The sequence below is a fragment of the Pseudomonas sp. TWI923 genome (assembly GCF_039673365.1).
GTDB lineage: Bacteria > Pseudomonadota > Gammaproteobacteria > Pseudomonadales > Pseudomonadaceae > Aquipseudomonas > Aquipseudomonas sichuanensis.
In genome coordinates this window covers 21,235-44,672 of record NZ_JBDJLM010000030.1, presented here as the reverse complement: position 1 = coordinate 44,672, position 23,438 = coordinate 21,235, and the positions used below count along the sequence as shown (strand labels likewise).

Here is a 23,438-nt window from a genome sequence, read left to right as displayed (position 1 = left end):
GGGGTGGACGTGCGAAACGGCTATGAGAATCGAGCGGGATGCTGGCCTTCCGCCAAGCACCTGCTAGCGTTGTTCTGGCCAATTCACTCATGGACACCGCCATCATGATGCAACTGTCTCGCAGCACCCTGTTGTGCGCAGCCCTGCTTGCCCTGGTTGCCTGCTCCAGCAACCGCGTCGACCCCAAGGATTACTCTGGCTTTCTCAAGGACTACAGCCGCCTGAAGCCGGCTGAAAGTGTCTCTGGCGCGCCGGTGATGCGCTGGGTCGACCCGAACCTGAAAGCCAGCCAGTACACCAAGGTGTTCATCGAGCCGAGCCAGTTCTACCCCAAACCACAACCGACCAACGTGATCTCGGCGCAGACCCTGCAGGAGATCACCCGCTACTTCAACGAAGCCATGCGCCGCGAGCTGGGCAGTGTGCTGACGCTGGTCAAGGAGCCTGGGCCTAACACCATCGTGGTGCGTCCGGCGATCACCGCCGTGGCCACCAGCAACGAAGGCCTCAAGCCCTACGAAGTCATCCCCATCGCCCTGGTGGCAGCAGCGGTCAACACCGCCGCCGGTGGGCGTGACCAGGATGTGGACATCGCGGTAGAGGCGGCCTTCCTCGATGGCGCCAGCCAGAAAGTGCTGGCCCAGGTGGTGCGCAAAGGCAGTGGCAAGGAGCTGGAAAACGACACCCAGAAACTCACCCTGGCCGACGTCAAGCCGGTGCTCGACGGCTGGGCCAGCGACATGCGTCGTAGTTTCGTGGCGCTGCAGCACAAGACCAAGTAGCCCGCTGCCGTCACCAGATGCAACAAGGCCGCTGCCCGGCAGGGACAGCGGCCTTGTTGCATCTGGTGAGGGAAAATCAGGCGACGAAGCTGTAGACGATCGCCGACAACGTAATCAAGCCGATCAACACGACGAACACATTCGACAGCTTGCCCGAGTACTGACGCAGCGCCGGCACCTTGTGCACCGCGTACATCGGCATCAGGAACAGCAGGCAGGCGATCACCGGGCCACCCAGGCCTTCGATCAGGCCAAGGATGCTCGGGTTGAGTGTGGCCACCGCCCAGCAGGTCACCACCATGAACAGCGCCGTGGCACGTTCCAGGCGTTTGGCCGGCCAGGTTTTGCCACGCCCGCGCAGGCTCTTGACGATCATGCCCTGGAAGCCTTCGCTGGCGCCGATGTAGTGGCCCAGGAACGATTTGGTGATCGCCACCAGCGCGATCAGCGGCGCAACGAAGGCGATCACCGGGGTCTGGAAGTGGTTGGCCAGGTACGACAGGATCGAGATGTTCTGCGCCTTGGCCTCAGCCAGGTTCTCAGGGCTCAGGGCCAGCACGCAGCTGAAGCAGAAGAACATCACCGTCAGCACCATCATCACGTGGGCAGTGGCCAGGGTGCGGCCGCTCTTGCGGTCGGCGTCAACGCCGTAGCGATGTTTCTGGTCGACGGCAAAGGCCGAGATGATCGGTGAGTGGTTGAACGAGAACACCATCACAGGGATCGCCAACCACAGGGTGAGCATCAGGTTCGAGGCGCTGAGGCCCTCATTGGCCTGGGCGAAGAACGCACCGTTCCAGTTGGGGATCAGGCTCAGCGCCAGCAACAGCAGCGAAGCGACGAAGGGGTAGACCAGCAAGCTCATGGCCTTGACGATGAGTTGCTGGCCGCAGCGCACGATGATCATCAGGCCGCAAATCAGCAGCAGCGCCAGCAGTGCACGGGGCGGCGCGTTCAGGTGCAGCTGGTGTTCGAAGAAGCTGGTGAGGGTGTTGGTCAGCGCCACGCTGTAAACCAGCAGGATCGGAAAGATGGCGAAGAAATACAGGAGGGTGATCAGCTTGCCGGCGCCAACACCGAAGTGCTCTTCCACCACCTCGGTGATGTCTTCGCTGCCGCCCTTGCGCCCGGACAGCACGAAGCGGGTCAGCGCGCGGTGGGCGAAGAAGGTCATGGGGAACGCCAGCAGCGCCAGGATCAGCAGCGGCCAGAAGCCGCCGACGCCAGCGTTGATCGGCAGGAACAGGGTGCCGGCACCAATAGCGGTGCCATACAGGCCCAGGGCCCAGGTGGTGTCGTGGCGGTTCCAGGTGGTCGAGCCCGAGGCCGTAGCCGGGGCAGCCGAATCCGCACGAAGGGTCGTGGTGCTTTGTACATCAGTCATGGGTATCGCCTTGTAGTTGTTTTTGTCGCAGGTACAGCGGGTGTTGCAGGGTGGGTGTCGCTCTTGTGGGAGCAACTGTCTTGCTCACATTTCAAAGACCTGGCGCGCCCCCTGTAGGAGCGGCCTTGTGTCGCGAAAGGGCCGCAAAGCGGCCCCGGCGATTTTTGTTGCGTAGCTGAAAACTGGGGCCGCTGCGCGGCCCTTTCGCGACACAAGGCCGCTCCTACAGGGTCAAGTGCATGCCTGGCGTGCTGTCAGCACTCGACGAACGCCACGGCCAGGCCGCCGCGTGAGGTTTCCTTGTAGTTGGCGTGCATGTCGGCACCGGTATCGCGCATGGTGCGGATCACCTGGTCGAGGGAAATGAAATGCTCACCATCGCCACGCAAGGCCATCTGCACGGCATTGATCGCCTTGACCGCCGCAATGGCGTTGCGCTCGATGCACGGTACCTGGACCAGCCCACCGACCGGGTCGCAGGTCAGCCCGAGGTTATGTTCCAGGGCAATCTCGGCGGCATTTTCCAGCTGCGGCGGCGTGGCGCCCAACACTTCGGCCAGGCCGGCGGCAGCCATCGAACAGGCCGAACCGACCTCGCCCTGGCAGCCCACTTCGGCGCCGGAAATCGAGGCGTTCTTCTTGCACAGGATGCCCACCGCTGCCGCCGCCAGCAGGAAGGTCACCACGTCGTCGTCGCAGGCGCCGGGGTTGAATTTCATGTAGTAGTGCAGCACCGCTGGAATGATCCCGGCCGCGCCGTTGGTGGGCGCGGTGACCATGCGTCCGCCGGCGGCGTTCTCTTCGTTGACCGCCAGGGCGAACAGGTTGACCCACTCCATGGCGCTGAGGGTCGAACCGATCACGTTGGGCTTGCCCAGCTCCTGCAGGCTGCGGTGCAGGCGTGCGGCGCGGCGCTTGACCTTGAGCCCGCCAGGCAGGATGCCTTCATTGCGCAGGCCGTTGACCACGCACTCGCGCATGGCGGCCCAGATGTTCAGCAGGCCTTCACGTATCTCGCTTTCCGAGCGCCAGGCGCGCTCGTTGGCCAGCATCAGCTGGCTGACACTCAGCCCATGCTGCTTGCACAGCACCAGCAGCTCTTCTGCGCTGGAAAACTCGTAAGGCAGCTCGACCTCGGCGCCGCCAACCTGGGGTGCGTCGATTTCGCTTTGCTCGACGATGAAGCCGCCACCCACCGAATAGTAGGTCTGGCTGAACAGGCTGCCCTGGGCGCCGAAGCTTTCCAAGGTCATGGCGTTGGGGTGATAGGCCAGGCTCTCGTCGAGCAGGCGCATGTCACGGCTGTACTGGAACTCGATCGGATGGCTGGCATCGAGCATCAGGCACTGCTCCTGCATCAACTGGTCGATGCGTGGCTCGATGCTGTGCGGGTCGATGCGGTCCGGCCATTGGCCCATCAGGCCCAACAGACAGGCACGGTCGGTGGCATGGCCAACCCCAGTGGCCGACAACGAGCCATACAGACGGACCTCGACCCGGCTCACCTGGGCCAGCAGGCCGCGCTCGCGCAGGGCCAGGGCGAAGGTTGCCGCGGCGCGCATGGGGCCGACGGTGTGGGAGCTCGATGGGCCGATGCCAATCTTGAAAAGGTCGAAAACACTGATAGCCATGCTAATGCCTGACCGTGGCAGCCGTACAACGCACACCACGGATCTCTGGAAAAATTGAACGGTATTACAAAGTTGGGCGATACTGACGCGCCCAGGTCGACATGACCAACGAAACTTCCTACACAAGCCTTTAGCAGGACTAAACAATGAAGGGTCCACTCAACGGCCAGGTGTACGTCTGGCTGCATGTGTTTGCCTGCGCGGCGCGGCACCTGTCATTCACCCGCTGCGCCGAAGAGCTGCACATCACCCCCGGCGCCGTCAGCCAGCAGATGCGCCAACTGGAAGAGCGCCTGGGCTATCGCCTGTTCCTGCGGCGCGCCCGCGGCGTCGAGCTGTCGGCCGAGGGGCAGCGCCTTGCGCAGACCGTGGCCGAGGCCTATGGCAGCATCGAGGCCGAGCTGCTGCGCCTGGATGCCGGCGAGATCCGTGGCACCTTGCGCCTGCGCTCGATCCCGTCGTTCCTGGCCAAATGGCTCACGCCGCGCCTGCCGCGCTTCCAACAGCGCTACCCCGACATCGAGCTGCGCCTGGTGGCCGAGGACAGCAATCAAGCCCTGCACCCGGATGACTTCGACTTGGCCATCGACCTCAACGACGGCAGCTACCCGGGCATGCTGTCGACCCCGTTGCTGGATGAACAGATCTTCCCGGTCTGCTCCCCTGCACTGCTGCGCGGCCGCCCGCCGCTGCACGGGCCGACGGACCTTGTGCACTATCCGCTGCTGCACGACATCACCGCCTGGCGCGGCAGCTCGGAATATGCCGAATGGGAGTTCTACCTGGACGGTATCGGCGCCGGCGGGCTGGACGTGCGTCGTGGTCACACCTTCAACCGCAACCACCTGACCATCGAGGCGGCGATAGCCGGTGTCGGCGTGGCCATCGCCCGGCGCACCCTGCTCAACGGTGAACTTGAGCGCGGTGCGCTGATCGTGCCGTTCGGCGTACCGATCGCCAACCACAAGCGCTACGTGCTGCACTACCCGCCCGGCGGGCTGACCCAGCCTGGCGCCCGGGCAGTGCATGACTGGCTGGTGGAAGAGGCGCAAGGGTTCAGGGCGTTGCACCCGTTGTCACTGTCTGGGGCGTAAGGCTAACCGGGGTATCCACCACGGAGTTACGCCCTGTTACTTCGGCGCCTGCCTTGTAACTTAAGCCCCTGCCCACCACGCGCCTACAGTGTGCCCCTCGGCCGGCGCGCCGCGCCGTGCCGAGGTTCAAACCACACAGGAGGTGTAACCATGCATTTCGTAACTGTAGAGAAAAACCAGGCCAGCGCGCCATCCGCGGAAGACCTCAAGAAAGCGATGATCCTGAGCAACGGCCAACCAGGCGAAGTCACAGGCAACAACAGCGCACGCACATTGACGTTCACCGGCGAGATCAGCCATACGACCTACGAAAACAAGCTCATCGAAGTGGCCAAGGGCAAGCGCACCAGTTGGAACTTCACCTGGGCCGACGCCAACGTGAAGAGCACTGCCTGAGCCTTGCTTGCGCATCTGCTCTAGGCTCTGTGCGAAAAGTTTGTGGGAGCGGGCTTGACCCGCGATGGAGTGCGAAGCGCTCCTTTACCCGATATCAAATGGTGTCAGAGATGCCGTAGGCTGCCGCGTTGCGGCAGATCGCGGGGCAAGCCCGCTCCCACAACGTAGGATGACCATACTTTTCGTACATAACCTAGCAACAAGGGCCGCATTGCGGCCCTTGTTCATTTGAGTGGGCGGCATGACAGCCGCTGCCTTGTAACACCGTGATACTTCGCCGGCCTTCCTGCCCCGCCTAGAGTGGCCTGGTCGACACGCCGGCACAGGCCGGAATTCGGCAATCATCACTCAACAAGGACAGAGGGACACCATGAGCAATTCGAATGCCGCAAGCAAACAACAGCTCGCCGTCGCCCAGCAGCGCCAGGAACAGGTGCAACAAGCGGTCAAGGCCCTGCTTGGCCGAACCCAGCCCCTGGAGCAGAGCCACTACGCCAATCTGTTCCGCACCATCACCGATGCCGTTACCAAATCGGTGAACATCCAGATTGCCGCCGATGACCTACGTACTCTCAAGGACGGGAAGTACAAGCTGTGCTTCGCCAAGAAGGTCGGAGACGCTGCGTACAACGTGGTCTGGCAGTCCTACGACAAGTACCTGATGAACAACACTTTCAGCTGGACGCCCCAGTACCAGCTGTTTGGCACCAACACCTTCCAGGACAATGTCACGGTGACCACGGCCACCAATATCGTCACCATCGGCCTCGGGCAACAATCGATCCTCGACGATGCAGGCGTACTCGGGGCGCCTTCCACCGGTGGACCGGAAACGGCGGTCACCTTGATCAATAAGTACGGTTCGATCCATCCGGGCGTCAACCAGCTGTCCACCGGCATCGACGGCAAGCAGGTGAGCACGCCGATCTACGTGGCCACCAGTGCGGTCGTACAGGGCAGCACCAGCCTCACGCCGAAGGAAAGCATCCTGGTGTGGTTCCAACAGGACGTGCAGACCAGCACCATGTTCAGCAGCTCACGCTCCAATGCCCAGGAGATCGACCTGACCTTCGCCAACAGCGCCACCTACATGTACTCCGATCAGAAGTGGATCATCCCTTCCTGAGCCTTGACCGCCGGGGTTCGCCCCGGCGGTATCACCCTGCGTGCCGGACGAACTGACCGATCACGCAGTGGCAGATGGCCTCGGCCAGCTCCTGCTCGGTGGCGATCAGCAATGGTCCGCCTCGGTCGAAACGGGCCGACCAGAGCAGGCTGCCCGCCCCCACGTCCAGCAGACGCACCGCCACCCGCACACGGTTGGCTTCGGCCCGCACACTGCCCTCAAGCAGGTAAGCATGCTCATGGGTGAGTTCGCCTGGCGTCGGTGCCCCCCGTGGTAAGCGCACGCGCACCGAGGCACGTTCGAAACCATGGAACAGCAAGTCGCACAACTCCTCGCCCAACCCCCGCGCGAACGCCCCACCCAGGCTGGTCAGGCAACTGAACGGCCGCACGCACAGTACCGCCGGCCGACCATCGGCCAACGGCGCGCCCCACCGTTCGCAGCACAGCCGATAACCTCCGGCAGGTACGCTCAGGCGCAACGGCTCATGAGCCCCATGCGTGGCGTAATAGTCCGCAAGCTTGCGCCGCAGGCGACCGATCTGCACCCGTACCACCGGGTCGTCGCCCGTGCAGTACACCGCAGGATCCCGGCGAAACACCGCGATGCCGATATCGTATTCGCTGGGGATGCCCTCGCCGCCCTGCTGGCTGCGCTGGGCGAGGTAACTGAGCAGGCTGCCCAGGCGCCGCGACTTGACGAACAGCGGGCTGGCCAGCAACCCTTCGACCGCTCCCTGGAGTTCATTGCCACTTTTCGACGGCTCACGGGCCATTGCTGGCACGCGAACCTTGCTCGTTCGCTTGATGACCATCGACCTGCGTCTCCTTGCAGGACACCGCCGGTCCGCGCTGCGGACCGACAGTGACTGGGTCTTTCATCCTTGAAGGGGCGACCAGGCCGATGCAGGCAGGTCGCCATCACCGGGCAAGTGTAGTGCTGCGTGCCGGGATGTGTGACCGGCCGTCGGCCCGCCGGTCAGCTCGACACTTCTCAGTAGGCGTGTTTGCCGGTGAAGGCATTGAGCGTGCGCACCAGAATCACGAAGTCGAGCCACAGCGACCAGTTGTTGATGTACTCGATATCGGAATTGATGCGCTGGACCATCTGCGCGATGTCCTTGGTTTCGCCCCTGAAGCCACGTACCTGGGCCAGGCCAGTCATGCCGGGCTTGATGTTGTGGCGGGCAAAATAGTCGACGATGTCCTGGGAGTACTGCGTGTCGTGCTGCAGCGCATGGGGGCGCGGGCCCACCAGCGACATCTCCCCGGTCAGCACGTTGAACAGCTGGGGCAGCTCATCCAGGCTGGTACGGCGGATGAAGGCGCCCACCCGGGTCAACCGCGGGTCGTTCTTCTGGGCCTGCTGGAGCACACCGGCTTCAGGCTGGTGCACATGCATGCTCCTGAACTTCCAGATACGGAACGATTCGCCGGTCCAGCCCATGCGCTCCTGGCGGAAGAACACCGGCCCAGGGCTGTCGAGCTTGATGACCAGGGCGACAACCAGCAGCACGGGCGAGATGAACAGCAGGATCAACGCCGCCAGCACCCGGTCCTCGACGTTCTTGAGGAACAGGCTCATGCCGGTCAAGGGTGTTTCGGACAAGGTCAATACCGGAATCCCGGCGATTTCGCGAACGCTGTGGTTGATCAGGCGCAGCGAAAAGATATCCGGCACCCAGTTCACGGCGATGCATTTTTCCAGCAGCTTCAAGTAGATATCGTTGATCACTTCGGAACCGCCGAGCGGCGTTACCAGGTACACCGTACGTATGGCGTGCTGCGCGACGATCTCGTCGAGCGCGGATATATGCCCAAGCACGGGCGGCCCCTGCTGCCCCTCGGCCCGCGGCACTGCGTCGGCTTCGTCGAACAACACACAACCCACCACCCGCTCGCCGAACCAGGGGTTGTTGCTGATCTTGCGATAAAGGAAATCGGCCAGTTCACCGTTGCCGATGATCAGCGCGTTTTCCATGCGGTACGCATGGGCCATGAAGCGCTTCTGCACTTCGCGCACGGCAATGTGCAGGAACAGCTGGACGAAATAGCCGATGACGAACAACTCCCCGACCAGCAGCCGCGAATACGATTCGCTCTGTTTGGTCAGGAACGCCATTACCACCAGGAAGCAGAACGTCGCCGACCAGGCCTTGAACAGCCTGAATGCCTTGACCGTCAAGCCGACGTTGGTGCGGTAGATGGCGTAGTGGTCGTAGATGACCGCCAACGCGCCGATCAGCAACAGCAGCATGATCACGTAGTCGGAAGTGATGTAGCCAAACTGTTCGTAGATCAGGTACCAGGCGACACCGGTCACCGCAATACCGTCAAGGCCCGCCTGCACCGCGTTGCTGACGTTGCTTCTGCGCTGGAGTACGGGACGACTGCTTCTGGGTTCCAAAACCATTGTCAGGCCTCATCAATGTGAGCGATCAATGTGAGCATGGCGAACACCCTTCCATCAGGCTGAACACGATATGAAATCAAGGGTTGCAATTGCCCGGGCAGCCAGGGCATCGGCATGGCCACTGGCGATAGCGCTCGCACCCCGGCAAGCCTGCAGGGGTTGTATTTCACTGCTGTGATTGAGGTGCCACGGATGGCCTGAACGCGAGCGCGCATTATCGATCCCTGCATGCGGCAAGACCCCCTTATTCAAGAGCTCGCCTGAGCGTCCGGCCACCAGGATGGCGTTCATTCAGGGGCTGATGCTGCATTTCGCCTGTTTATTGTTTTTGCTGTCTGGCGACGATTGATATCACTGTAGCAGTACTGCGCCATCGCTGCGGCGCGCGCCAGCAGTCAGGCGGGTCAGGGCTCACTGCCCGGCACACCGGAACCGGCTGTGCCACGCGCCTTGCTGCAGGCCAGGGTGCGCAAGACAAACAAGGGGTTACCCAGTACATAACGGCCAAACAAGCGCCTGGGTTCCTTCAATAAGCGGTACAGCCACTCCATGCCCAGCCGTCGCACCCAGGCTGGGGCCCGCTCCACCCCTCCCCCCAGAAAGTCCAGGATCGCCCCGCCGCACACGACCAGGCATGGCCCGGCAACGGCCACCAGCCGGGCTGCAACCAGCTCCTGCCTGGGCATGCCCATGCCCAGCACGATTACCTCGGGTTGCAGTTCGCGGGCAAGGCGCAGATAGGTCTCCACGTCGGCGAAGCCATCGTGCACCGACACCGGCCGCACCCCGAAGCGGGCTTCGCAGTGCTGCGCCGCCTGGGCCAGGGCAGGCTCCCGGGTGCCCCACAGGGCAACCCGTCGGCCTTTGCAGGCCGCCAGCACACGGGGGATGAAATCGGTGCCGTTCATGTTCAACCCTGGCGCAAGGCCCAGCCGGCGGTACAGCAGCCCCATGCCCGAGCCATCTCGCAGCAACACGTCGGCGGCCACCAACGCCTTGTAGAATTCACCGTTGCCCGCCATCAGGTTCATGGCGTGGGCATTGACGAATCCCAGCACGGTGGGTGCTTGCGGGGCCAACAAGGTGTCGAGCAGCCGTTGCTCATCAGCTGCGTCAGCCACCACCTGCAGTTTGTCGACGACAGTGGCCCAGCGCCGTTGCCATGTACGATCCGTCATCAGCTGTCATCCCGTTTCGAACGTACCCATTCCACCTGGCGTCGCACCAGAAACCCCAGGTACAACGGGATCTTCTTCGCCGCGTAACAAGGGGCATACAGCAACACCGAAAAGGGCATCTGCTCACGGCAGAAGCGCAGCCAGGCCAGCAGCACCGCGCTACCCAGCAGAACCATGGCCAGCGTGGCCAGCAATGCCGGCAACAACATGCCGAACAGCGCATACGCCAACCACGTGAGGCCCAGCAATGCCATCAATGTCAGCACCAGCAGGGCCAGCGGCGGCACCATCAGGTCGATGGCCATGGCCAACAGGCGCCCGTTGCGTCGAGTCAACGCGCTCAGCATCAGCCGAGGGGCGTCAGCAAGCAGTACGCCGAGGTGGCCGTGTTCCCAGCGAGTACGCTGTATTGCCAGGCCTTCGTCACTGCTCGGAAACTGGCTGTAGACCTGCGCCTGCGGACAGAACATCGGTGGTTTGCCGTTGCGACACAGGTCCAGCCCCATCTTCAGGTCTTCGACGAGGTGGCCGTGGGCCAGGTCGATCAGTGCAAGGTCGCGCCACGGCAACGCCATGCCCGAGCCCATCATTTGGCAAGGCAGGCCCAACCACGCCCAACCGCGCGGGCGCACCAGGTTCTTCACCCGCCAGGCAAACTCGGCGATCTGTACTTTCAACCCGGCACCTGCTGGCGCATGCATCAGGTAGAGGGCTTGCACGGGCCGCGCAGTCTCGCTGCAGCAACGCGTCAACCGCTCGATAGCGCCCGCGTCCGCCAGGCAGTCGGCGTCGATGACGATCAGCACCTGCGGTGGGTCGTCCGCCAGGTGGCGCACACCGAAATCCAGTGCGTAGCCCTTGCCGCGCAATCGATCATCCTGGCGCTCGACCACTTGCGCGCCCGCCTGCCGGGCAAGCGTGGCGGTGTCATCGCTGCAGTTGTCCGCCACCACCAACAGGCGGTCACCTGTGGCCAGTTGCGGAGTGATGCTGGCGAGGGTGGCAGCAATGACCGACGCCTCGTCGTGCGCCGGCACCAGCACCGCTACCCGTGCCCGCTTGCCGGTGGCCATGGGCAACGGCCGGGCGGGCAGGCAGCCCAGCACCACCTGAACGAAAAGTACCAGTACCGGTAACAGGATCAGCAGCGCCGCGGCGCCCAACAGCCAGCTCAGTAGGATGATCATGCGGATGCCTTGAAGTAGCTGGCCAGCCGGGCCGCTTCGGTATCGATGTCATGGCGTTGCAGCACGCGCTGATACGCCGCCTCCCCCATCCGCTGCAGCACTTGCGCAGGTTGCGCCAGGCAATCGGCCATGGCCGTGGCCAGTTCCTCCACGGCCCCCGCCGGGAACAGCCAGCCGTTCTCGCCTGGGGTTACCAGCTCGGGGATACCCGCCACATAGGTGGTCAGCACCGGGCGGCGCAAGGCCATGGCTTCCATGATCACCACCGGCAAGCCCTCGGCGAAGCTTGGCAAGACCAGCGCGCGGGCGGCGAGGATTTCGTCGCGTACCTGTGCGCTGCTGATCCAACCGGTAATACGCACCTGCGCCTGCAGGCCGTGCCGGGCGATCAGGGCTTCCAGCTGCTCGCGCATTTCGCCATCTCCAGCCAGCACCAGCTCGAATTCCACCCCCTGCGCCGCCAGCAGCCGTGCGGCCTCAAGCAGCAGCAACTGGCCTTTCTGCTCGCACAACCGGCCAACACACACCAGCCGCGGCGCGCTGGGTACAGCCACGGCGGGCACATCATGGAAGCTGCGCTCCAGGCCACAGTGCACCACCTTGACCTTGCCCCAGTGCTCGTGCGCCACCCAGCGGAACAGCTGGCTGCGCCCGTAGGAGCTGACCGCCGCGACGAACGCGGCGCGGCGCACCTTCTCGCCCATATGCAGGAACTGCGGTTTGTCGAACTCTTCAGGGCCATGCACGGTAAAGCTGTAGGCCGGCCCACCCAAGGCGCGGGCCAGCATCACCACTTCGGTCGAGTTGGTGCCGAAATGCGCATGCACATGCACCGCGCCTGACGCCTGCAGCCACTGCAGTACACGGCATGCCTCGGCCAGGTAGATCAAGTGGTAGGGCCAGGCCCGGTCAGCCCGCCGGCCCAGGCGCAGGGCCAGCCACAGGCTTGCGAAAAAGCGCCCGGGCTGGTGGCGCAACACCTGCAGCGCGGGCTTGAGCAGCGCTTTAACGCCGCCTTGCAGTACGTACTGTGTCTTGCCCTGCTCGCGCACATCCTCGTCGTCCTGCAGTTCGGCATCCCAGCCACGCAAGGCAATGCGCTGAATCTCGAAGCCCTGGCGCTCCAACGCGAGGATTTCACGGCGAATGAAACTGTGGCTGACCTTAGGGTACTGATTGATGAAATAAGCAATGCGCATAGGAATCCATACCCGCGTGATGAATGAGCTGGGCCGCGCCGGCGGCATCCGGCCCTCTACTTCAGGCTTTTCATGGCTGACGGTGCAGGGCCTGCCGTGGCAATGCCCGCGATGACGTCCGCATAGATGCCCTGGAGCTCCAGGGCCTGGTCGCTGCACAGCGTGATGCTGCCCTTGAACGCGTTGTGTGGGTGCGCAAAGCGCTCCGGGTGCTCAAGCGCATCGGCCAGAGCCTCGCGCAGATACCGTGGGTCGGAGCTCAACGGAATGATGGTGCCGTTGACGCCATCGACGATGTCCTCGACCGTGCCTCCCGCGTCGGTGCTGATTACCCAGACGTCACGCACCAGCGCTTCGCGCACGGCAAGGCCGAAGGTCTCTTTCCACTGGGTCGGGAACAGCAAAACGTCGATGCCGGAAAAGAACGCGTCGATGTCATCTTGGGTGTAGCCGGGGATGATGCTGACGCGGCCCGGGATCTTCACGCTGTGCCGGTTGAACGAGCGGAAACCCAGGTGCAGCAGGTTGTCGACCACCTTGAGTTCGTAGTCCGAGCGGGGTAGCCCGGCAAACGCCTGGGTGATCAGGTTGATGCCCTTGATCGCGGTGTTGCCCCCGACGAAACCGAAGCGCAGCAATGCCCCCGGCTGCTTGTGGTAGCCCGCGCCGGGGGCGAGGATGCCGTTGCGGTTGATGCGGATCTTCGCCGCATCGAAGCCATTGGCCACATACAGGTCGCGGGCGAAGCGGCTTGGCGCCAGCAGCAGGCTGGCCTTGCGCAGGGTGGCGGCCAGGGCCTGCTGACGGTAGGCGTTCAGCGGCGCATCCTCGACACAGGCGGCACACACTTCGGCGCGAATACGCGTTTGCCCGCAGTATTGCCCCTGGCCGTTGATCATGAACTGGCGCCCGCAGATCCACCACGCGTCATGTAAGGTCACCACGAAGGGGATGCCCGCCCGCGCACAGCTTTCAGCCAGCAGCGCGCCCAGCCCCTGGATCGAATGCAGGTGCACAAGGTCCGGAGCGACGCGCTCGAGCACCGCGTCGAACAGCGGCAGGGTTGCGCGGTTTTCGAAGTCCTCAAGGGCCGAACGCTGGTCAGGCAGGCCGATGCCAAGCACCGCAGCCTGCTGCGCCTGGTACCGGAACAGGCTGTAAGCGGGCGTGTCGGTCGTCGGTAGCGATGTGAACACGAATTGCTGCCAGGGCGAAGTGGCCGCCAGCAACCGCGCCATCTGCTCGGCGACGACCGTGGCGCCACCGAAACTCCTGGGGGCGAAGAAGATGTTCGCCGACAGCAGCCTGCGTGGGCGAAAGCCGGATAAGGCCGGGAAGACCTGGCCCAGCTGCTGGCTGCACTCGACCACCGTGACTTGCCGGGCCCCCGCCTCTTGCATCGCCGCCGCCAGCACCGCACTCGACGCTATCGCGCACTCGCACGCCAATAGTGCCTGTCGGTGCAGGGCCACGGCCGCCATCAGCTTGCCCACGTCGGTGTCACGCAAGCCGTTCAGGTCGTTGCCCTGGCGATACGCCTGCGGGTCGAAGATCAACTCGTCTGTATCCCAGCAAGAGGTGACCTTGAGGCGGCTGGCGTCTTCGAGCAGCCTCGACAACTGCGCGCAGTAAGGCAAACGGTGCAGGATGACCGCCGCACAGGTTTGCAGGGCATTCAGGCAGTCTTGCGGATTGCGCCAATCCGCCACCGTGCAGGTGTAGCCGAGCTCGACCAGCATTTGCCGCAGTTGCGCAGGGCGGCCATCGAGCGCTTGTACTGGGTCGCTCTCGCAAATCAACAGGACGTGCCCGGGGAACAGCGTACTGGCCGCCACGCCAGGGGCGTCCAGGGGCAGGTCGTGACGCTGCTCGGCGGGTGGTTTCCAGAGCAGCGCCGGGCCATGGCGCAACAGCTCCCGCCAGGTCTTTCTCAAGGTCGGATACAGCCCGGCCTTGCGTATGTACGCCACAAAACGCTGGTCGGCCCGGGGTTCGCGCAGGGCCTGACGGAACAACCCCGCAGCCTTTGCCAACCACGAATGCGCGGCTGTCGGCGCACTGGCCTCCTGCAACACCAGGGCATAGCCCAGCCGTTGCCGATGTACCTGCAGCGGGTCCGCGCCGGCCGCCAGCGCCGCTTCGAGTTGCGCGAACAACGCCTCGAGCAAAGCCTGGCGCCTGCGGTACATGGCGCGTTTCTTCGGCGCTATGTCCTCCGCCGCACGTTGCGCCGCCGCCAGCGGGAGGCTGAAGAAGTCTTCGCGCTCGCTGGGTACTGCGCCATGCTCCAGCCAGATGGCGTCGTAGTTGGCGGCCAGGTCCTGGGACTTTTCGGCGCCAAAGTAGGGATGGCGATGGTGCCGATAGGCGTCGCCCACCGCATACAGGCCGTCAGCCCCGACCGCCCTGGCCAGGCATTTGAGCGCCTCGAGCAGCAGGCTGCGCGGGCGCAGCCCTTCGAAGTCCTTGGTCAGGTCGCGGTAAATGGCCAGCGAGCGCTCGCTGTCGATACCCTTGTGGATGCCCTGCACCGCGCCGATGAACAAGCAAAGGCCCGCCGCCGTGCGCTGCAGGGTGAAGGCCAGTGACGCCACGCGCAGGTCGCCCTGGAACAGGTTCAGCACCAATTCGCCTTCGCGCTTGAACCAGATCGGCCGGTCCAGCACCAGGGTGCAGTCGGTAGAAATGCCTGACAGATCGCACAGTGTCCGCCGCTCTTCCCGGCCCAGCAGCAACAAGGTCGGGAACTGCGCCGTCACCACCTGGTAGTGCGAAGCCACGGCGTCGAGGCGTTCCCGCACCGACCAGCACTTGCTGATATAGGGCCACTGCACCATGCCGATGCAATCGACACCGAGCTTGTCGAAGCCTTCCTTGCCCAGCGCAGCTTCCATGTGCCGCAGGAACGGCCGCAGGTCGGTCCACTGGGTGATGATCAGCACCAGCAATTTGAACTTGTTGTTCAACGCCCGCAATGAATAGCCGGGTTGCAAAGTGAGCACACTCTTGAGTAACGATCTGAACGCCATGGGCCTCTCACTTGTACTCGATCAACACCGTCTTGCCGGCAGTGAACCGGTTCAACAGAAACCGCACCTGCCCGACCATCTCCGGGAACTTTCCCAGCACCAGGAACACCGCCTGCAGCCAGTTCTCGCGAACCGAGCGGCCACCACGGCGCGCCAGGCGCATGGCCTGCAGCGGGTAGAGCAGCAACAGCAGCAGCCCCCAACCGCCCAGCAGTGCACACGCAGCCACGATCGCCAGCGGTATGCCCAGCCCCCACAGCCAGGCACGACGCGACTCACGCTGCCAATGCCGCTCAGGGGGCGCGCCATGCAGGAAGGCGCCCTCGGCGAACGCGTAGCCTGCGCGCAGGCTGCGCCGCCACCACTGGCTGAAACGGGTCATGGCGGCATCGTGCAGGGTCATTTCGGCGGGCAGGCGCCAGATCTTCCAGCCGCGACCGCGCAGGCGAATACAGAGTTCGGGCTCTTCCCCGGCGATCAGCCCCGCGCGAAAGCCGCCCACGGCCCTGAACGCATCGGCACGCATCAACGCATCACCGCCACAGGCCCGGGCCTCGCCCACCGGTGTGTCCCATTCCAGATCACACAGCAGGTTGTAGACCGAATGCTGCGGGAAACGCTCGCGGCGCCGACCACACACCACCGCCACTTCCGGCCGTGCATCGAGAAATTCGCAGGCCTGCTGCAGCCAGCCGTCAATGACTTCGCAATCACCATCGACGAACTGCACGTAGCCTAGTGTCGGCAACAATGATTGCAGACAGGCGAAGCCTTCGTTACGTGCCCGTGCGGCGGTAAAGGGCCGGGTCATGTCGAGCGCAAGCACCTCGACGCCCAGGCTCTGGGCGAAGGCCTGCGAGCCATCGGTCGAGCCCGAGTCGACATACACCACCTGCTGCGCGCAACCGGCCAGCGACGCCAGGCAGCGCTGCAGGCGCTGGCCTTCGTTACGGCCGATCACTACAACGCCAATCCCTGTCAGCATGGCGCCCTCCTGCTGGCGCTGGGCAGTGTTGCCTGCCTCATGAACACGGCACTGCTTCGGCGGGCTTGCGCGCCTTGACGATAGCAGGCACCCCCACCGCCAGGCAGTCGTCCGGCACGTCCACCAGCACCACGGCGTTAGAGCCGATCACTACGTTGTTGCCAATGCGGATGTTGCCCAGCACCTTGGCACCGGCGCCGATATCGACGTTGTTGCCGAATACCGGCGCGGTCGGCTCGCTGACGTTCTTCAACCCCACCACCACGCCGTTGCGGATCCGGCAATCATCGCCGAAACGCGCGTAGCCGCTGATGATGATGCCGCCGAAGTGGTCGATGACGAAGTTGCGGCCGATCTGCACCTCACAGGGCAGCTCGACGCCGGTCAGTATCTGCACCCACTTGAACAGCACTTTGTAGACCAGCGACAGCGGCTTGCGCAGCAACGCCGGGCGCACCCCGTAGCGCCAGCGCCCGAAACGATAGACCAGCAACACCCAGAAGCCCTGAGCGCCCCAGTCGCCCCCATGGGCCCGCAGATCGGCACGAATATTCTCGAACATGGCATCACCTACCTTGTGGGTTGGCTTGCGAAACGGGTATCGAACAACAGTCCCCAGGTGGCCCGACAATGCCGCCAGCAAGCCGTGATGGCTGCCCGCCCCCGCCCTTTCAACAAAGCCTTAAGGGCCAGCACCAGATCACCGAGGGTCACCAGCGCCATATGCAGGGCCAACCCTGACAACCCATGGTGCTTGCGGAAATACAGCAGTTCGCTTTCGATCTGGTAGGCCGATATCTGGCGGCTGGCCGCCTCAAGCTCAGCGACCGACTTGGAGCTTTCGCCGCCGATGTGCACCACCGTGGTGTGGGGATAGAACACCACCTTCCAGCCGGCCTCTTTGACCCGTTTGCAGTGGTCGACTTCCTCGTAGTAAAGGAAGTAGCGCGGGTCGAACAGGCCCACCTGGTCGAGCACCTCGCGCCGCACCAGATAGAAGCAGCCAGGCAACCAGTCGCACTCGCGCACCGAGCCGTGGTCCCAGTTCATCTCGTCGACCATCTTCAACCCCGGGAAGAAGCGCCCGAGCCCGGTGCGTGCCACGAACACGTTCAAGGGGGTCGGGAAGTAGCGACAACTGGGTTGCAGGTCACCGTCGCGCCCCACCAGGCGTACGCCCAGCACCCCGCATTCCGGGTGCGCGTCCATGTACTCGAGGGTCTTGTCCAGGGAGTCCCTGGCGACGAACGCATCGGTATTGAGCAGTAACGCGTACTTGCCGTTCAGGTGCGCCAGCAGTTGGTTGTTGGCCCGGCCGAAACCGACGTTCTTCTGGTTGCTGACCACTACGGCCTCGGGGCAGACCTTGGCCAGGCGCTCGACCGAATCGTCGACCGAGGCGTTGTCCACCACCAGGTAACTCGCCAGCTTGTCGCCGTCGGCCTGGCGCAGGGCGTCGAACATCGGCTGGAGCAAGCCGGCGGTATTGAAGTTGACCACCATCACATCGACAGGTTTGCTAGCCATTGCTGCCATCCCCAAAGAAGTACTGGCCCCGCGCAGCGGCGAGGGCCGGCTCCAATGCCGGGTCATAGGCACCCTGGCGCTGCTTGACCAGGTCTATCCAGGGGTAGGCGGCGCAGCGTTCCTCGACGCGCTGGATCAACGCCTCGGTGGTGCAGATGAACTTCGCCGGATTGCCACCGACCACGGTACCGGGCGGCACATCCTTGGTGACCACGGCCCCGGCGGCAACCACCGAGTCCGGGCCGATGGTCACGCGCGGCATCACGATTGCGCCGTGGCCGATGAAACAGTTGTCGCGGATGTCGATGAAACCGACTGAATCGAGTTGCTTGCCGTAACAGATCTCGATCAGCGCGACCACGCCGTCGTGGCCGATCAACGTGCAGTCCGATAACCCGACGTTGCTGCCGAGGCGCACCAGGCGTGGGTCGGTGACGTTGCACCCGGGGTTGATATGGACGTTGCTGCCGACGGAATAGAACTGGCCCCAGCGGGTCAGGTAAGCGCCCCAGTCGCGGGCATTCGGATTGCAGAACTTCTTGTAGGTCGCGCCGGCGCGCCCGGTCGAGTTGGCGTAGTTGGCCAATGCTTTGCGTATCCATCCATACATGCTGCTAGCCTCGCAAGTGAAGCGATCCTGGACTGTCCCTGAGGCGAATACGGTCTCGTTCTTGTTGATGCTGACCGCCCCGCGCTCACTCCCTTACCCACCCTGCTGTTGCCCTGACACCGCGCCGACTGCTCAGGTGAGCGCACCGCGCGCCGATTTCAGCCTTTCATCGAGGTGATCCGCCAACCGCAGGGCGAACTGCAACAGCGGCATGGTCGGGTTGGAGGCGCCGCCGGTGGCGAAGATGCTGCTGCCGGCGACATAAAGATTGTCGGTGCCGAATACCTTGCAGTCGCGGTCGACCACACCGTATTGCGCCGAGGCAGCCATCCGTGTGGTGCCCATATGGTGCGCGTGAGGCTCCATCTTCAGCGGTATCGCGGCGTCGTACACGTACTCGTTCAGCCTGACGAAACCAAGGCCTGTGTCGACGAACTGTTTGGCCAGCTCGCTGCCGATGCACTGGATGGTGTGGCGGTCGTTTGCGGTAAGCACCCAGTTGACGTTGGCCTTGGACACACCCAGTTCGTCCTTCTCCTCAAGCAGCGAGAGCCGGCTTTGCGCATTGGGGTACTGTTCGATCATGGTGCTGAGCACCCCTTCGCCCGGGCAGCTGAAATTGGCGATGAAGTTGACCTTGTGGGCGAGGTTCATCTCACAGAGCAGGTTTTCCAGGAAGTGCTTGACCTCGGCGGTCCGGCCGAAGGTGCGCACTTCATCGAGCACCGTGGCGGAAACATTGCCCTTGCCGGCCTTGTATTCGCTGACGAAGGCATCGCTGGTGTAGTACTGGCGCGGCTCGCCGGTCTGGCCGTCCTCGAGGATGAAAGTGCCCATCTCGACGTTGAGGTGCTCCATCAGGCAGCGCCCCACCAAGCCATCCTGGGTGACCACGCCGGCCTTGCGCAGGGACGTGCTGTTGAGCAATTGCCGGGCGTTCTCCAGTGCCCCCGTCGCCAGGATGAAGTGCTTGGCCACCAGCCGCTGACGCTGCAGGTCATAGTCGGACACCACCGCTGCCGCCAGGCGTCCCGTGGCCTGCTCGAACTCGAGGTCGACGCAGTTGCAGTTGATGAAGACGTCCAGCCCGGCGGTATCGTTGAGCGCTGCGGCGTATTTCTGCGCAAAGCGCGTCGGCGGGCTGAGCAGGAACTTGTCCGGCTCGAAGTCGCCGCCCTTGAGCCCAGCGTTCTCTGCCTGGAATTGTGCGCCTTGCGGCAGGTCGACAATCTCCATGGCCGCAGCCAGGTATGGCTCCACTTCGGCATAGGCGATGGGCCAGCCAGGGAGATCGCCTGGTGGCGGGACCGCGAAATCGGAGGGCGTGAACGGACGGCAACGGCCTGCCCAGTGATTGGACGTGCCGCCAAGGTAGCGCAGGCGGGTTTCATGGGGGTACAGCTCAAGGCCGGTCGAGGTGCACTGGTACAGGGCCTGCGAGCGCGGCGAATAGTCGTGCCCGCCCCCCTCGGCCAGCACCACTTTCCAGCCAGCCTGCGCCAGGCGCAGCGCCAGCGTGATGCCGGCGGGCCCGGCACCGATGATGCAGACGTCATAGTCCTCGCGCAGGGTCTTCTGCGCCTGGTAGTCGCGGATCATGCCTGCCCGTCCCGAAAATAGCCCGAAGGCAGGACCCAGCCGTTGATGACCACGAACCCGCCCGGGGCACCGTTGCCGACAGGATCAGCGGGAGGGGTGACAGGCCCTTCGGCCACCGTCTTGCCGAACACCACTGCGCCGATACCCAGCACGGCACAGTTGCGCAGGAACACCCTGCGCCCCGACAGCTGCGTGAAAAACACAAGCTTGCCCATGATCCCCAGCCCCCACCATTGTTGTGCCAAAACCAGGTAAACCGCAGTCGCCGACGCCTGGGCACCGCGCGTTGTTGCAAGGGGTTCAAAGCCAGTTGAAGAAACGCGTTGCCAACTCACCAAACAGTGCACCAACGGCGATCATCGGTAACACCATGAGCTCGCGCCTGATACTGAAGATACCGAGCTTGAGATTGACATACACAATCAGTACCAAGGTCGGGAACGTGTGCAGGGCAACCCCCCAGATTGCCCATTGCACGCCACCGATGGCCAGCAACAACGGCAACCCCAGCCACAGCGCAACGAGGCGGATGATGTTGTCCATGGCCTGGTACTTGGTCAGCCCCTGGGCGATCCAGATCTGATGCGCCAGGGTATAGCGCAGCGTAAAGAACGACAGCGACAGAATGCTGAGCATAGTGCCTGCGCCAGCATAGCGCTCGTCGTACATCCAGCCGATCAGCAGTGGGCTGGCGGTGATGAACACGCCACAGGTGAACAGCATGGCCAGGTCCACCAGCAACCTGAAACGGTAATACAGCGCTTTGAGCCGCTCATGGTCACCGGCCCTGGCGGCCTCGCTGAACGCCGGCAGCGCCACCGTGCCGACAAGTTTCAACAAGCCGGTCTGCAGCGAGCCCAGAATCAGCACGGCGATCGAATACACCCCAAGCTCGGCAGCGCTCATGCTGGCGCCGAACCACATACGGTCGCCGTACATGGCCAGCACGCCTACGATCGAGGACAACAGGATCCAGCGGCCGAACACCACCAGTTCGTTCAGTGCGCTGCGGTCCCATTGCAGGCGGTTCTTCGGGCCCTGGAACACCAGGTGGCCCAGCAACGTACCGGTCAGGGCGCCCGCCAGGCCGGCAATCACCAGCGACCAGATGGAGCGGGTGAGGTAGCCGATCACCAGCATCACGACCAGCCCGACGATCTGCGATGCCAGCTCCACCAGTACCACGCGCTTCTGCTGGAAAGTACGCACCGCCACATCTATGTTGGTTGACTGGAAACCGTAGATCACCGCCGAAATACCGGTCACCGCCAGCACCACTGGCAGCTCGGGCGCAGCATAGGTGGAGTCTGCCGGCCACAGGTTGCCCAACTGGGCTAACCAGGACGCCAGGGCCAGCAGCAGGGTCAGCGCGAAGAGCACGAAACCACGGACGATCTGCACGCTCCAGGCGGTATTGAGAAACAGCGGGTCGTCGCCACGGTGGCTCTGGATGATGTTCTGCCGCAGGCCGACATCGGAGAGCAAGTGCAGGAGTACCGAAACGGTGGTGGCGATGACCATCACCCCGAACATTTCCGGTAACAGTAAACGGGCCATGATCAGGTTGCCGCCCAGGCGCATCACCTGCGACGCGATCAACGACACCAGGTTCCAGGCCCCGGCCCCTAATGCACGCTTGCGAAGACTCACCGATGCAGACACTTCAACAGACGGCATGGCTTCAATCCCTGACTGGATGTCTAAGAAGTCACTATAGTTTCAATTAGCCATGATGCTAGCTGTCCTCTACCAGCGGATAGGTGCCGTTGCCAATGCCTGAACATTTTCGTGCGCTTGTCGTCATTCTGTTCCTCGCCACCGTGGTGTTCGTGCTCGCACGCGGCCCCGCCAGCGACCTTATTCCCGAGCGCGATTTCAAGCGGCGGCGCAACCTGTGGTTCGCCCTGACGCTGCTGGCCTTCTTCTCGTACAGTTTCTGGGTTTACGCCGGGGCGGCGGCGGTCGTCATGTACCTGGCAGGAAGGCGCGAGCGCAACATCATGGCGCTGTTCTTCATGCTGCTGTTCGTGATGCCCCCCGCCACGGTGCCGATACCCGGCTTCGGCGTGATCAACTACCTGTTCGATCTGAACCACGTTCGCCTGCTGACCCTGTGCGTATTGCTGCCCGCAGCCCTGGCCTTGCGCCGGCAGGCCGACACACCTGGCTTCGGGCGCCTCTGGCCCGACCGCCTGCTTGCCGCCAGCATTGTCCTGATAGGCGCGCTGTACCTGCGCGAAACCACCCTTACCGACACCCTGCGCCAGGCGCTGTACCTGTATATCGACGTATTCCTGCCGTATTACGTGGCCAGCCGTGCCCTGCGCCAGCTCAGCGACTTCAAGGACGCCATGCTGGCCTTCGTGCTGGCCGGCTTCGTCCTGGCGCTGATCGGCGTGGCCGAGTTCGTCCGCCATTGGCTGCTGTACAACGCCCTGCTCGAGGCCATGGGCGTACAGTGGAGCATGGCCAGCTACCTGAGCCGCGGCGGCTCGCTGCGCGCTAGCGTCACCACCGGCCAGGCCATCGCCCTGGGCTACGTCATCAGCGTTGCGATCGGCCTGTTCCTGTTCGTCCAGGGCTATGTGCGCAGCCCCTTGCAACGTGCCATGGGCGCGCTGTTGCTGGCGGCCGGGCTGGTCGCCCCCCTGTCGCGCGGCCCATGGATCGGCGCGGCGATCATCGTTGCCGTGTTCATTGCCACCGGCAAGGGCGCGGTCAAGCGCCTCAGCCTGCTGGCCGTCGCCGGCGTGCTGGCCATCCCGCTGCTGACCGTGATGCCGGGGGGCGAGAAGGTGCTCGACATGCTGCCGTTCATCGGCAACCTGGAAAAAGAGAACATCACCTACCGCGAGCGCCTGCTCGACAACTCGTGGATCGTCATCCAGCGCAACCCGCTGTTCGGCTCGTTCGATTTTCGCAATACCCCGGAAATGCAGTCGATGATCCAGGGCGACGGCATCATCGACATCGTCAACACCTACCTCAACCTTGCGCTGAGGGTTGGCCTGGTGGGCCTGGGACTGTTCGTGGCCTTCTTCGCCTGCGTGCTGCGGGGGGTTCGCAAGGCCATGCTGGCATTCCCGGACAAGGATGACGAACAACGCCAACTGGGGCGGGCGCTGCTGGCCACCCTGGTGGGCATCCTGGTGATCATCTTCACGGTCAGCAGCATCACGGTGATCCCCGTGGTGTACTGGTCCGTTGCCGGGCTGAGCGTGGCCTACATGCAGATGGTCCGCAGGCTTCGTGCGGCCCAACCCGCAACCATTGCCCAACGCGGCCTCCAACCCAGGTAA

20 protein-coding genes and 1 pseudogene are annotated in these 23,438 nt (G+C 63.7%); 5 read left to right on the top strand and 16 right to left on the bottom strand.

All coding sequences use genetic code 11. The features are described from left to right. Positions 1-104 precede the first annotated feature (104 nt). Positions 105-782, top strand: a complete 678-nt coding sequence (locus ABE459_RS13760; RefSeq protein WP_125463956.1) for a DUF3313 domain-containing protein — start codon at positions 105-107, stop codon at positions 780-782. A 76-nt stretch (positions 783-858) separates the two neighbouring features. Here the strand turns inward: ABE459_RS13760 and ABE459_RS13755 are convergent, their stop codons facing one another. Together ABE459_RS13755 and ABE459_RS13750 are read right to left on the bottom strand one after the other, a co-directional pair. Then, the gene (locus ABE459_RS13755) at positions 859-2,166 is read right to left on the bottom strand and encodes a serine/threonine transporter (RefSeq protein ID WP_125858503.1); all 1,308 of its coding nucleotides are present in this window, start codon (positions 2,164-2,166) and stop codon (positions 859-861) included. A 254-nt stretch (positions 2,167-2,420) separates the two neighbouring features. Further along, entirely contained in the window at positions 2,421-3,797 is a 1,377-nt protein-coding gene (locus tag ABE459_RS13750; RefSeq protein ID WP_258706487.1) for an L-serine ammonia-lyase, read from the bottom strand. 146 nt (positions 3,798-3,943) lie between these two features. Here ABE459_RS13750 and ABE459_RS13745 point away from each other — a divergent pair, with 146 nt between their 5' ends. From ABE459_RS13745 to ABE459_RS13735, 3 genes are all read left to right on the top strand, one after another. Next, a complete protein-coding gene (locus ABE459_RS13745; protein ID WP_323830940.1) occupies positions 3,944-4,891 on the top strand; it encodes a LysR substrate-binding domain-containing protein in 948 nt (315 codons plus the stop codon). A 150-nt stretch (positions 4,892-5,041) separates the two neighbouring features. Continuing rightward, positions 5,042-5,287, top strand: coding sequence for a hypothetical protein (locus ABE459_RS13740; protein ID WP_125463952.1), 246 nt, complete (start codon positions 5,042-5,044; stop codon positions 5,285-5,287). Positions 5,288-5,657: 370 nt separating this feature from the next. After that, the gene (locus tag ABE459_RS13735; protein WP_323830939.1) at positions 5,658-6,413 is read left to right on the top strand and encodes a hypothetical protein; all 756 of its coding nucleotides are present in this window, start codon (positions 5,658-5,660) and stop codon (positions 6,411-6,413) included. 31 nt (positions 6,414-6,444) lie between these two features. On the opposite strand, the gene ABE459_RS13730 is transcribed toward ABE459_RS13735, so the two are convergent. From ABE459_RS13730 to ABE459_RS13665, 14 genes and pseudogenes are all read right to left on the bottom strand, one after another. Further along, entirely contained in the window at positions 6,445-7,227 is a 783-nt protein-coding gene (locus ABE459_RS13730) for a hypothetical protein (RefSeq protein WP_223277205.1), read from the bottom strand. Between the two features lie 179 nt (positions 7,228-7,406). Further along, positions 7,407-8,825 carry an undecaprenyl-phosphate glucose phosphotransferase gene (locus tag ABE459_RS13725; RefSeq protein WP_323830938.1) on the bottom strand — a complete coding sequence of 473 codons (1,419 nt, stop codon included), beginning with the start codon at positions 8,823-8,825 and terminating at the stop codon, positions 7,407-7,409. Between the two features lie 404 nt (positions 8,826-9,229). After that, on the bottom strand, positions 9,230-10,003 hold the full coding sequence (locus ABE459_RS13720) for a WecB/TagA/CpsF family glycosyltransferase (RefSeq protein ID WP_323830937.1): 774 nt from the start codon (positions 10,001-10,003) through the stop codon (positions 9,230-9,232). Then, positions 10,003-11,190, bottom strand: coding sequence for a glycosyltransferase family 2 protein (locus tag ABE459_RS13715; protein WP_258706485.1), 1,188 nt, complete (start codon positions 11,188-11,190; stop codon positions 10,003-10,005). The genes ABE459_RS13720 and ABE459_RS13715 overlap by 1 nt, the downstream gene beginning before the upstream one ends. Next, positions 11,187-12,389 (bottom strand): glycosyltransferase, encoded by a 1,203-nt coding sequence (locus ABE459_RS13710; RefSeq protein ID WP_323830936.1) that lies wholly within the window; start codon positions 12,387-12,389, stop codon positions 11,187-11,189. Before ABE459_RS13710 ends, ABE459_RS13715 begins: the two co-directional genes overlap by 4 nt. A gap of 56 nt (positions 12,390-12,445) precedes the next feature. Then, the gene (locus tag ABE459_RS13705) at positions 12,446-13,789 is read right to left on the bottom strand and encodes a glycosyltransferase family 4 protein (RefSeq protein ID WP_323830966.1); all 1,344 of its coding nucleotides are present in this window, start codon (positions 13,787-13,789) and stop codon (positions 12,446-12,448) included. 723 nt (positions 13,790-14,512) lie between these two features. Then, a pseudogene (locus tag ABE459_RS13700) lies at positions 14,513-15,418 on the bottom strand (DUF535 family protein); the annotation flags it as partial. Between the two features lie 7 nt (positions 15,419-15,425). Further along, positions 15,426-16,403: a glycosyltransferase gene (locus tag ABE459_RS13695; RefSeq protein WP_323830935.1), complete on the bottom strand. Its 978-nt coding sequence runs from the start codon at positions 16,401-16,403 to the stop codon at positions 15,426-15,428. Between the two features lie 37 nt (positions 16,404-16,440). Beyond that, a complete protein-coding gene (locus tag ABE459_RS13690) occupies positions 16,441-16,965 on the bottom strand; it encodes a serine acetyltransferase (RefSeq protein ID WP_323830934.1) in 525 nt (174 codons plus the stop codon). 8 nt (positions 16,966-16,973) lie between these two features. Continuing rightward, complete coding sequence (locus ABE459_RS13685) at positions 16,974-17,930, bottom strand: glycosyltransferase family 2 protein (protein WP_323830933.1); 957 nt, start codon at positions 17,928-17,930, stop codon at positions 16,974-16,976. Next, positions 17,923-18,540, bottom strand: a complete 618-nt coding sequence (locus ABE459_RS13680) for an acyltransferase (RefSeq protein WP_125463942.1) — start codon at positions 18,538-18,540, stop codon at positions 17,923-17,925. The genes ABE459_RS13685 and ABE459_RS13680 overlap by 8 nt, the downstream gene beginning before the upstream one ends. A 132-nt stretch (positions 18,541-18,672) precedes the next feature. Next, complete coding sequence (locus tag ABE459_RS13675) at positions 18,673-20,139, bottom strand: GMC family oxidoreductase (RefSeq protein ID WP_323830932.1); 1,467 nt, start codon at positions 20,137-20,139, stop codon at positions 18,673-18,675. Beyond that, complete coding sequence (locus tag ABE459_RS13670; RefSeq protein WP_223277204.1) at positions 20,136-20,474, bottom strand: hypothetical protein; 339 nt, start codon at positions 20,472-20,474, stop codon at positions 20,136-20,138. Before ABE459_RS13670 ends, ABE459_RS13675 begins: the two co-directional genes overlap by 4 nt. Beyond that, positions 20,440-21,816, bottom strand: coding sequence for an oligosaccharide flippase family protein (locus tag ABE459_RS13665; RefSeq protein ID WP_323830931.1), 1,377 nt, complete (start codon positions 21,814-21,816; stop codon positions 20,440-20,442). Before ABE459_RS13665 ends, ABE459_RS13670 begins: the two co-directional genes overlap by 35 nt. 95 nt (positions 21,817-21,911) lie before the next feature. Between ABE459_RS13665 and ABE459_RS13660 the strand changes: the two genes are divergently transcribed. Continuing rightward, on the top strand, positions 21,912-23,438 hold the full coding sequence (locus ABE459_RS13660; protein WP_346648046.1) for an O-antigen ligase family protein: 1,527 nt from the start codon (positions 21,912-21,914) through the stop codon (positions 23,436-23,438).

Excerpts from the sequence above, each read along its gene's own strand:
- ABE459_RS13760 (WP_125463956.1), top strand. The coding sequence starts at position 105 with ATGATGCAACTGTCTCGCAGCACCCTGTTGTGCGCAGCCCTGCTTGCC.
- ABE459_RS13755 (WP_125858503.1), bottom strand. The coding sequence starts at position 2,166 with ATGACTGATGTACAAAGCACCACGACCCTTCGTGCGGATTCGGCTGCC.
- ABE459_RS13750 (WP_258706487.1), bottom strand. The coding sequence starts at position 3,797 with ATGGCTATCAGTGTTTTCGACCTTTTCAAGATTGGCATCGGCCCATCG.
- ABE459_RS13745 (WP_323830940.1), top strand. The coding sequence starts at position 3,944 with ATGAAGGGTCCACTCAACGGCCAGGTGTACGTCTGGCTGCATGTGTTT.
- ABE459_RS13740 (WP_125463952.1), top strand. The coding sequence starts at position 5,042 with ATGCATTTCGTAACTGTAGAGAAAAACCAGGCCAGCGCGCCATCCGCG.
- ABE459_RS13735 (WP_323830939.1), top strand. The coding sequence starts at position 5,658 with ATGAGCAATTCGAATGCCGCAAGCAAACAACAGCTCGCCGTCGCCCAG.
- ABE459_RS13730 (WP_223277205.1), bottom strand. The coding sequence starts at position 7,227 with ATGGTCATCAAGCGAACGAGCAAGGTTCGCGTGCCAGCAATGGCCCGT.
- ABE459_RS13725 (WP_323830938.1), bottom strand. The coding sequence starts at position 8,825 with ATGGTTTTGGAACCCAGAAGCAGTCGTCCCGTACTCCAGCGCAGAAGC.
- ABE459_RS13720 (WP_323830937.1), bottom strand. The coding sequence starts at position 10,003 with ATGACGGATCGTACATGGCAACGGCGCTGGGCCACTGTCGTCGACAAA.
- ABE459_RS13715 (WP_258706485.1), bottom strand. The coding sequence starts at position 11,190 with ATGATCATCCTACTGAGCTGGCTGTTGGGCGCCGCGGCGCTGCTGATC.
- ABE459_RS13710 (WP_323830936.1), bottom strand. The coding sequence starts at position 12,389 with ATGCGCATTGCTTATTTCATCAATCAGTACCCTAAGGTCAGCCACAGT.
- ABE459_RS13705 (WP_323830966.1), bottom strand. The coding sequence starts at position 13,789 with ATGCAAGAGGCGGGGGCCCGGCAAGTCACGGTGGTCGAGTGCAGCCAG.
- ABE459_RS13695 (WP_323830935.1), bottom strand. The coding sequence starts at position 16,403 with ATGCTGACAGGGATTGGCGTTGTAGTGATCGGCCGTAACGAAGGCCAG.
- ABE459_RS13690 (WP_323830934.1), bottom strand. The coding sequence starts at position 16,965 with ATGTTCGAGAATATTCGTGCCGATCTGCGGGCCCATGGGGGCGACTGG.
- ABE459_RS13685 (WP_323830933.1), bottom strand. The coding sequence starts at position 17,930 with ATGGCTAGCAAACCTGTCGATGTGATGGTGGTCAACTTCAATACCGCC.
- ABE459_RS13680 (WP_125463942.1), bottom strand. The coding sequence starts at position 18,540 with ATGTATGGATGGATACGCAAAGCATTGGCCAACTACGCCAACTCGACC.
- ABE459_RS13675 (WP_323830932.1), bottom strand. The coding sequence starts at position 20,139 with ATGATCCGCGACTACCAGGCGCAGAAGACCCTGCGCGAGGACTATGAC.
- ABE459_RS13665 (WP_323830931.1), bottom strand. The coding sequence starts at position 21,816 with ATGCCGTCTGTTGAAGTGTCTGCATCGGTGAGTCTTCGCAAGCGTGCA.
- ABE459_RS13660 (WP_346648046.1), top strand. The coding sequence starts at position 21,912 with ATGCCTGAACATTTTCGTGCGCTTGTCGTCATTCTGTTCCTCGCCACC.